This window comes from Methanospirillum sp. (genome assembly GCF_035560735.1).
GTDB lineage: Archaea > Halobacteriota > Methanomicrobia > Methanomicrobiales > Methanospirillaceae > Methanospirillum.
Genome location: NZ_DATMYY010000222.1, coordinates 1 through 2598, shown reverse-complemented (window position 1 = coordinate 2598; position 2598 = coordinate 1). Strand labels below are relative to the sequence as shown.

General features: G+C 46.9%; 2 protein-coding genes. Both read right to left on the bottom strand.

Annotation, left to right across the window (positions count from 1 at the left end):
• Positions 1 to 1624, bottom strand: a 1624-nt coding sequence (locus VN429_RS06450; protein ID WP_414675292.1) for an ATP-dependent DNA ligase, incomplete at its 3' end; no start/stop codon positions are given.
• A gap of 11 nt (positions 1625 to 1635) precedes the next feature.
• Entirely contained in the window at positions 1636 to 2493 is an 858-nt protein-coding gene (locus tag VN429_RS06445; RefSeq protein ID WP_325631127.1) for an MBL fold metallo-hydrolase, read from the bottom strand.
• Positions 2494 to 2598: the final 105 nt, after the last annotated feature.

The following is a 2598-nucleotide window of genomic DNA, read 5'->3' as shown; positions in this document are numbered from 1 at the left end:
GTATAGTTAGGTATCTCTCTTCAATATCCCTAATCGTATTCGCTTCCCTGATGTCCTTATCATCCCGGATCCGAACAAACCTTGGAAACCGGAGGGCAAAACCTCCTTCATAATTCGGGCTTTGTTGAATCTCTGAGTATCCAATCTCGAATACGAGCCTGGGCTCAAAGAACACCATCTTCCCTTCCGAATGGATAACCTCATCTTTGAGAGTACTGTAGAGCCAGGTGAGTTGTTCATCTGAAAGACCGGTAGCTACCCGACTCACCGGAACAAGTTGTTCATCCTGGCGTGCAGCAAGCAGAAACGATCCATATACGTGAGCTCGTTTACCTTCTCCCCATTCAGCACCAATAGCAACCAGATCAAGAGTATCCACTTCAGGTTTGATCTTTACCCAGTCCTTTCCTCTCATTCCCGGAGTGTAGCGAGAGTCCTGTATTTTCAGCATCACACCCTCATGCCCGTCATCAAGGGCCTGGTGGTAGTACTGTTCTATTTCAGTAAGATCACCACTAACGAGTTGGGGAGTTGCATACTGCCTCAACACCTCTGTAAGGATCTTCCGCCTCTCTGAAAAAGATCGATCAAGCAACATTTCCCCATCAAGGAAGAGAATATCAAAAACGTTGGGAACCAGCTTTATCGCCTCGACGGCATCTGATACCCCATGCTTACGCCTAAACCGCTTGAGAACAGTCTGAAACGCCATCGGCCTCCCATCTTTAATAGCAATAACCTCACCATCGAGAATAAGATCATGATCAGTAGCGCTCAGCAACATGGAGACAACATCAGGCAGGGAATTTGTCACATCCTCAAGTTTTCGTGAGTACATCCTGCCTGTTGAACCCAGTTTATGAAACTGAAACCGAGCCCCATCGTACTTATACTCTACTGCAATAGTCCCTGCATCTGCAACAACTTCAGAAATGGTTCCCTGTCGTGCCAGCATCATCCGCACCGGATGAAAGAGTTGAAGTCTCACATGAGACAGGGCCTCTTCTCCTTGAGATGCCAGCAATGCCACCTCGCCCATATCATTGAGAACCTGCTGGGCATGCTCAACAAGATTTGAGTCAACATCAAATGCTTTTGCAATCGCATCACGAAGATTTCCTTCACCAACCCCAATCCTCATGTCGTCAAGCAAAATGCCGGTGATGTAATGGCCTTCAAGGGGCGTAGCTATTGAAAACAATCGCTGTATGATCCGGAGCCGCTCTTTTTGAGATTTACCACCTTCAGCCTGGGCGATAGCTTCAAACGATGAATAAACCTCTGCAAGCGTGAGTTCATCAGAAAAAAATGAGGTTTGAGATTTACTTCCAAGCATCTCTTCAACTGCCCTGCCAAGATCCCCTACAGAATTGAGCGTGGAAAGAACCTTTTCACGGTTTCTCCCGGTAACATATGCCACAGATTCATAGAGCAGATTTGGACCGATACCAAGTTTGAGTGGGCTCCAGTCAGGGAAGGGTTTGCCCAGGATGAGCCGAACAAAGATTGGGAGATCAGGATGTTCTATCTCCTTAATTGCATTACTCAGAAGATCAATGGTATCAAGCCTCCCTTTGATAGACTCGATTTTTTTACAGAGTTCTGCAAAAAACAAAAATTTCAGTCAGATCACCATCACAGACTGAACTGGTACCGCCAGCATTCATCACTGCAGGTCTCACGGGTAGTACCCTGTACTTTTCTCACCGGGGCTTTCCCTTCCAATTCCACTGTGGAAGCAGCAAACAATTCCACTGACTCAGCATGAAAGGAAAGTCCTTCCTGGGCTGATGAAAGGGCCAGACCAGGTTCGTTGTTCTCCTCAGATAGATGTGCAAGAATTGCCAGATGAATCGAATCACCGATCTCACGAAGTACCGCTGCAGCATCAGGGTTTGAAAGATGACCACGGTTTCCAGCTATTCTTCGTTTGAGAAACTCAGGGTAAGGCCCGGCCCTGAGCATTTCAGGACAATGATTTGACTCAAGGATAACTCCATCTGCCCGGGATATTACTGACATCATGCTTTCGGTTACTATTCCGGTATCAGTGCAATAACAAAGCCTTGTTGAACCTTCACTGATCAGGTACCCGCATGGTTCTGTCGCATCATGCGAGACTGCAAACGGCTCGACGAGAAAGCCACCAATCTCATATTGTGTTCCACATTTGACGGTCTGCACAGGGAAACGTACCGGACCGGTTCGCTGCCTGATAAATGCATCCATCGTACCCACTGTGCCATATGCCGTTTTTTTGAGATTGTTCCCGACCGCAGCAAGACCCTTGATATGATCACCATGCTCATGGGTGACCAAAATCCCATCTATCATATCAGCTCTGCCACCTGATTCAGCGAGACGACCTGGTTTAGTTTTAGTCCCAAGCAGTTCACGTGCTGAGCGGCCTGCATCAACTAAAAGAGCGCTCCCTTCACCCTCGAGATAAACACAATTGCCCTTGCTTCCACTTGCAAGGACTGATATCTTCATTACCTGACTATTTGTTCAGAGAATGCATAAAATCAGAGCATCATCGCCTGAACATACCCATCGATCAGACAAATTTCTCTGATTGGTCTGATAAATTTCTGATAG